A 6008-nucleotide genomic window follows, 5' to 3' on the forward strand; every position below is an offset into this window, starting at 1 on the left:
CATGTTTGAATCGTCCGCCGTACCCGGCCTGCATTGGCGCGGCATCACGCCGCCCTTGTCCCTGTCCGACTACCAGGTCATTGCGTTCGACATGGATTCCACGCTCATTTCCATCGAAACGCTGGATGAAATGGCGGATCTAATGGGCAAGAAAGCTCAGGTGGCGGCGCTGACCGAAGCCGCCATGCGCGGCGACCTTGTTGATTACAAGCAAAGCCTGCGCGATCGCGTGGCCTTGCTGGCCGGCATGCCGCAAGCCTGGCTGGACAAGGTCTATGACGAACGTGTGCGCCTGAATCCCGGCGTGGAAACCCTGATCGCGTCTTGCAAGGCGGCGGGGCTGACCTGCCTGCTGGTCACGGGCGGCTTCACGTGTTTCACCGACCGCCTGCGCGCCAGGCTCGGGTTGGACGATGTGCGCGCCAACGTGCTGGAAGTAGTCAACGGAAAACTGACCGGCAAGTTGCTTGCGCAGCCGTGGGGCGATATCTGCGACGGCGAGGAAAAGCGCCGCAAGCTGGAGCAGGTTTGCGCGCAGCGCGGGGTAGGGCTGGACCGCGCGATTGCCGTGGGAGACGGCGCGAATGATCTGCCAATGATGCGCGCCGCCGGCCTGTCGGTGGGCTACCGGGCCAAGCCCGCCGTGCGCCAGGTGGTGAATGTGGCCATTGACGAAGGCGGTTTGGACCGCCTGCTGGAGATCCTGACGAAAAAGTAGAAGTAAGCGGCGTTTTTAGACTTAATCCAAATTGATACGAAAAAATCTTCAGAGTAGTCTGATTGACAACCGGGACATGTTATTGAAAGCGGCGCAGTTTCATACGCGCCGCGATGCCAAGGTGAAACCAAGGTGATGTCTGGGGAGTGCCTTCTGGCAGGCAAGCACGCCTGCCAGACGTTGCCAACGCTCTGGAGTCGCCATGATGATTCGTTGTTCAGCGTTTGTTGTGTTTGCAGCCGCCACGCTCGTCCCGATGGCGGCCAGCGCCGCCGGTGGCATCATCCGGTTCTCGGGTGCAATCGTCGAACCGACGCGTTGTCAGGTCAGCCCGCCGCGCGACGCCAGGCAGACCGTGCCACGGGTCAGCTGTGTTGCCGCCGCCGGCCGCCCGGCCGCTTCGGCCGACAGCGTCGTCAAGGTCAGCACGAAGGCATTGCAGCCCTTGCCCGGCAGGAGCGGTGCGCGCGATGTACCGCACCGGCTGGTCACGTTGGACTACCTTTGATGCCGGGTGCGCGCCGGCCTCGGGGCCCGCGCGCACCGAGGCCGCTTGATCAGATCAGGCCGCGTATTTCCACGGCCGGGTCGACATCCGCCTCGTAGTCCACGCCGTCAATCTCGAAACCGAACAGGCGCAGGAACTCCTGCTTGTAGCCGGCAAAGTCGGTCAGTTGATAGATGTTGTCGCTGGTGACCTGGTTCCACAGCGCCTGCACGGCCTCTTGGACCTTGGGGTCCAGCTCCTTGTAGTCGGCGCGCAGGCGGCCCTGGGCGTCCAGGATGGGCGTGTCGCTGCACAGGCTGTCGCGGTACAGGCCATACACCTGTTCGATGCAGCCCTCGTGCGTGCCTTGCTCTTTCATGGTCTTGAACAGCAGCGACAGGTACAGCGGCATCATGGGAATGGCCGAGCTGGCCTGCGTGACCACCGCTTTCAGCACCGATACCCGGGCATCGCCGCCGCGCGCGGCCAGCTTGGCGCGGATGTCCAGCACCTTGTCGTCCAGGTCTTTCTTGGCAGCGCCAATCGAGCCGTTCCAATAGATGTCGTGCGTGATCTTTTCGCCCAGGTAGGTGAACGCGGTGGTCGTGGCGCCTTCGGCCAGCACGCCGGCTTCAAGCAGTGCGTCGATCCACATCTGCCAGTCTTCGCCACCCATCACGGCCACCGTGGCGTCGATCTCGGCTTGCGTGGCCGGCTCCAGCACGGATTCCTTGACGACTTCTCGGTCGGTATCCAGGCCGCGCAGGTTCACGGCGTGGCCGATGGGTTTCAGCGTCGAATTGAACACCTGGCCCGTCTTGGGGTGCGTGCGGCGCGGGGCCGCCAGGCTGTAGATGACCTGGTCCACCTGGCCCATGCCGGCCTTGATGGCGGCAATGGTCTTTTGCTTGATCTCGTCCGAGAACGCGTCGCCGTTGATGCTTTGCGCCGGCAGGCCGTGCGCCTCGGCCGCCTTGTGAAACGCGGCGGTGTTGTACCAGCCCGGCGTGCCGGCCTTGGCGGCCTCTGCCGGGCGTTCGAAGAACACGCCCAGCGTTTGCGCGCCACAGCCGAAGGCCGCGCTGATGCGCGCCGCCAGGCCATAGCCGGTGGATGCGCCCAGCACCAGCACGCGCTTGGGGCCCCCGGCGATGGGTCCTTGCGCCCGGGCGTAGTCGATCTGCTTATTGACGTTGGCCTCGCAGCCAACGGGGTGGGTGGTAACGCAGATAAAGCCGCGCACGCGGGGCTTGATGATCATGAAGACCTCGTTCGGGGAAATGCCGGATGCCGGGAAAGCCGATGCGCCAAAGCGCAAAAAGCGTCGAGCATTGTACGGGAGCGGCTGCGCATTCGCCGGCGCGACCGGCCGGCGGAGTGAACAAGCCGCCGATTCAGCGGGCGACGGCCCGGGCCGCGGCGCTGATTGCCATGCCGCGGCGCCATTCGATCAGGCCGATGCCGATGCCGCTGGCGCAGATGATCGCAATCCCCAACCACGTAAGCGGGTCGGGAAAGTGGCCCCAGACGAGCCAGCCCACGGACGTGGCGCTGATGATTTGCAGGTAGATGAAGGGCGCCAGCGTAGATGCCGGGGCCCGGCGGTACGCGGCAATCTGGAATAGATGTCCAACCCCGCCGGTCAGGCCGGTCGAGATCAGCAAGAACCAGTCGAATGCGGATAGCGATTGCAGAACGGGCAGGGCGGCCGGCAGCACGAAGGGCAAGGTCAGCGTCAGGCAGGCGGTGCCCACCGCGCCGCTCCAGATCAAGGATGTGAACGGGTCGTCGCCCGCCACGCGCCGCGTGGCAATGAACTGTGCGGCAAAGCAGCACGCCGTCAGCAAACCAAAGATAGTGCCGATGGGATGCAGGCCGCCGCCAGGGCGGATCACGATGATGACGCCGATAAAGGCAATGCCCGCCGCCACGAAGCGCGACAGGCGAGCGGGTTCTTTCAGGATCCACGGCGCCAGCGACAGCACCAGCAGGGGCGCCAGGAAGTTGATGGCCGTGGCCTCGGCCTGTGGAATGTAGCTAAGGGTCGTGAAGAACATCAGCGTGGCCAGGAACATGGACCCGCCCCGGATCAGTTGCTCTCGTGGCCGCGTGCTGCGCAGCACCCGGACGCCGCGCGTTGGCAGCACCAGCGCCAGCACCAGGATCAGGTGGACCACGTAGCGGAACCACGACAGCACCAGCAGCGGCACGCCCGCGTTCATGACCCATTTGCCGCTGGCGTCCAGGCAGGACAGCGTCCACATCGACAGCACCAATAGCAAGATCCCGACTAGCGGGCCGCGCGCGGCGGGCGCCGGGGCTGGCGGGCGACCTTGGTGGGCCGGGGTCATGGAGGGGCTCCTGATGGGGAAATGGGCGGCTGCCATGATACGCTCATCGCGCCGGGGGAACAGGCCAATGATCGAACTACGCAACGTCGAAACTTTTTTTTGGGTCGCCACGCTGGGCAGCTTTCGCGCCGCGTCCGACAAGCTCAACACCACGCAACCTGCCGTGTCGCAACGCATCGCCTCGCTGGAGGCCGACCTGGGCGTGCGGCTGTTCGAGCGCGACGCGCGCGGCGTCAAGCTGACCGCCAAGGGCCACGAACTGCTGTCGCACGCCGAACGCATGCTGCAAGTGCGGCGCGATATGTTCGAGGCGGCGCGCGAACAGAACGTCATGACCGGCACGGTGCGCATCGGCGTGGCCGAAACCATTGTGCAGACCTGGCTGCCCACGCTGATCGAACTGATCCATTCCACCTATCCGGCGCTGGTGCTGGAGATCGAGGTGGACACCACCCACGTGTTGCGCCCGCACCTGATGTCGCGCCAGATCGACCTGGCGTTCCTGATGGGGCCGGTGCTTGAAGCCCGTGTCGAGAACCTGCCGCTGTGCAGCTACCCGCTGGCCTGGGTGGCCAGCCCCACGCTGGACCTTGGCCCCGAGCCGCTGACGCTGGAACGCATCGGCAAGCTGCCCATCATCACGTATCCGTCCAACAGCTCGCCGTACCGCGTCGTGCGCGACATGCTGACGCGCGCCGGCGTGGCGTCACCGCGCATGTATGGCAGCGCGTCCATGTCCATGGTGGTGCGCATGACGCAGGACGGCATCGGCACCAGCGTGATCGCGCCTGTGTTTCTGGGCAAGGAGCTGGCGCGCGGCGAACTGCGCATTCTGCGTGTGCAGGCCGACCCCTTGCCTGAATTGAGCTTTACCGCAACCTGGGTGCAAGGGCCGGATAGCCACGCGGTCAGGGTGATTGCGCAGATGGCGCAAAAGGTCGCGGCGCAGGCCGGGGACGGAATTCCGGCCTAGGTGTTTTCCCCCAGAGGGGGCGGGGAGCCATCCCGCATTCCGGGCAGCCAAACACCCATCCCCGCCCACCCAATCGCCTGAAAAGCCGCGCCAGGCCGTCGTTTGCAAAAACGGCGCCACGCCGATCCGGCGAGACCCAAGAAATATTTATACCCCCACATCGCAACATACGATTGGACGCTTGGCGCCCCGGGCGATGCAATGGCGAAACAGCAAAAATGCAACGCCTGGATACAGAGTGCGGGGGAAAAGCATGAACCATCTTTCGAGCCTATTCCGGACCCTGGCGCCCGCCCATCGGCCGCGCCTCGCACGCGATCTTCGCGCCTGATTACCTGAACCTAAGCGCGCGCGACAGGGGTAACGGGATCCCGCGCGCGACAGACCATCCCGCCAGCCAGGAGTTTTGTCCATGAAGAAGTCTCTTGTTTTCGCCGCCGTCGCCGCCAGCATGCTTGCCGGCGCCGTCCACGCACAGGACCTGCCCAAAACCCAGTTGAAGGTCGTGGGAGGCCTGTCCAACCTGACCGCCTATAACGACTACGAAAAGCCGTTCTGGACGAAGACCATTCCCGAGCTGTCCAAGGGCCAGGTCACGGCCGAAATCAAAGGCTTCAACGAAATGGGCCTGAAAGGCCCCGAGTTGCTGCGTTTGATGTCGCAAGGCGTGATTGAATTCGGCACCGCCACGCTGTCGTACTTCGCCAGCGACAACCCCATCAACGAAGCCATCGACCTGGCCGGCCTGGCGCCCGACGTCAAGACCGCGCGCGCCGTGACCGACGCGTTCGAACCCGTCTACGCCAAGCTCTACGGCGAAGGCAACAACGTCAAGCTGCTGGGCATCTCGACCTATCCCGCCCAGGTGCTGTTCTGCAACGCAGAAATCAAGAGCCTGGCCGACATCAAGGGCAAGAAGGTTCGCACCAGCAGCCGCACCACGGCTGAGTTCGTTGAAGCACTGGGCGGTTCCAGCGTGACGATGGCCTTCGGTGAAGTGGTGCCGGCGCTGCAAAACAAGGTGGTCGACTGCGCCATCACCGGTTCGCTGTCGGGCTATTCGGCCAAGTGGTACGAAGTGTCCACCCACCTGGTTGCGCTGCCGATCAACTGGAACCAGCAGATCCACGCCGTCAACCAAAAGGCCTGGGACAAGCTGGACCCCGCCGTGCGCACGTTCCTGCAAACCAACGTGAAGACGCTGGTGGACAACATCTGGGAAGCCGCTGCCCGCCAGACGCAGGAAGGCTATGACTGCAACACCGGCGCCGCCGCTTGCCCGTTCCCGGTCAAGGGCAAGATGGTTCTGGTGCAACCGTCGGATGCCGACCGCGCGCTGCTCAAGAAGGTTGCGCAAGAAGCCGTGTTGCCCAAGTGGGCCGCCCGTTGCTCGGCACAGTGCGTGAAGGACTTCAACGCCACCATCGGCAAGACGCTGGGCCTGACCGCCAGCAAGTAAGCGCTGGACAGCGCCCCCGC

At 64.5% G+C, this 6008-nt stretch carries 6 protein-coding genes; 4 read left to right on the forward strand and 2 right to left on the reverse strand.

Features of this window, described 5'->3' with window-relative positions:
* The first annotated feature begins 1 nt into the window (after nucleotide 1).
* Together serB and ACNPP0_RS21320 are read left to right on the forward strand one after the other, a co-directional pair.
* Nucleotides 2–718, forward strand: a complete 717-nt coding sequence (gene serB, locus ACNPP0_RS21315; RefSeq protein WP_448706933.1) for a phosphoserine phosphatase SerB — start codon at nucleotides 2–4, stop codon at nucleotides 716–718.
* A gap of 202 nt (nucleotides 719–920) precedes the next feature.
* Nucleotides 921–1226: a fimbrial protein gene (locus tag ACNPP0_RS21320; RefSeq protein WP_332608038.1), complete on the forward strand. Its 306-nt coding sequence runs from the start codon at nucleotides 921–923 to the stop codon at nucleotides 1224–1226.
* 49 nt (nucleotides 1227–1275) lie between these two features.
* On the opposite strand, the gene fabV is transcribed toward ACNPP0_RS21320, so the two are convergent.
* Entirely contained in the window at nucleotides 1276–2466 is a 1191-nt protein-coding gene (fabV, locus tag ACNPP0_RS21325; RefSeq protein ID WP_332608039.1) for an enoyl-ACP reductase FabV, read from the reverse strand.
* A 133-nt stretch (nucleotides 2467–2599) separates the two neighbouring features.
* On the reverse strand, nucleotides 2600–3556 hold the full coding sequence (locus ACNPP0_RS21330; protein WP_448706934.1) for a DMT family transporter: 957 nt from the start codon (nucleotides 3554–3556) through the stop codon (nucleotides 2600–2602).
* 67 nt (nucleotides 3557–3623) lie between these two features.
* Between ACNPP0_RS21330 and ACNPP0_RS21335 the strand changes: the two genes are divergently transcribed.
* Together ACNPP0_RS21335 and ACNPP0_RS21340 are read left to right on the forward strand one after the other, a co-directional pair.
* Entirely contained in the window at nucleotides 3624–4529 is a 906-nt protein-coding gene (locus ACNPP0_RS21335) for a LysR family transcriptional regulator (protein WP_046804968.1), read from the forward strand.
* Between the two features lie 412 nt (nucleotides 4530–4941).
* Nucleotides 4942–5988 (forward strand): TRAP transporter substrate-binding protein, encoded by a 1047-nt coding sequence (locus ACNPP0_RS21340; protein WP_332608041.1) that lies wholly within the window; start codon nucleotides 4942–4944, stop codon nucleotides 5986–5988.
* The last annotated feature ends 20 nt before the right edge of the window (nucleotides 5989–6008 follow it).

This window comes from Achromobacter semiaridum (assembly GCF_053543755.1).